Here is a 480-nt window from a genome sequence, read left to right on the forward strand (position 1 = left end):
CATCAAGGAAAGCGAGCGTAAGTTCCACTGGCCGCTGGGGCGTCGCCCGGATGACCACCCAGGCTTGACTGAACTGGGACTGTGAGCGTTAACCCCGGTCTCGCTGCAGGCAGTGCCACTCGTTTAAAAGTATTACGTCTTTCTTGTTGTCTGGCAGTTGGCTGGCTTTCTTCAGTCGCTGTTTAAAGTTGTTCGATACCGCTGTCGCCTAACATTATTTATTTGTCCACTTATTTGGAGGTGTTCCCATGTCCAACGAACCCGCTCGCCCGCCACTTCCTCCTTTTACTCGCGAATCGGCCATTGAAAAGGTCCGCCTCGCAGAAGACGGCTGGAATACCCGCACCCCTGAAAAAATTGCGCTGGCCTATACCCGAGACACCCAATGGCGTAACCGTACCGAGTTCGCGACAAATCGCGAAGAAGCCCAGGCGTTGCTGACGCGCAAGTGGAAAAAAGAACTGGATTACCGCCTGATCA

The 480-nt window shown here is 53.8% G+C and carries 1 protein-coding gene and 1 pseudogene; both read left to right on the forward strand.

Annotated elements, in window-relative coordinates; translation table 11 throughout:
* Positions 1-85 (forward strand): annotated as a pseudogene (locus FEM01_RS24030) (DUF1348 domain-containing protein); the annotation flags it as partial.
* A 163-nt stretch (positions 86-248) separates the two neighbouring features.
* A partial coding sequence (locus tag FEM01_RS24035; protein ID WP_138221894.1) for a DUF1348 family protein occupies positions 249-480 on the forward strand: 232 nt, incomplete at its 3' end.

Origin of the sequence: Pseudomonas mosselii (genome assembly GCF_005796105.1) — a bacterium.
Classification (GTDB): domain Bacteria; phylum Pseudomonadota; class Gammaproteobacteria; order Pseudomonadales; family Pseudomonadaceae; genus Aquipseudomonas; species Aquipseudomonas mosselii_C.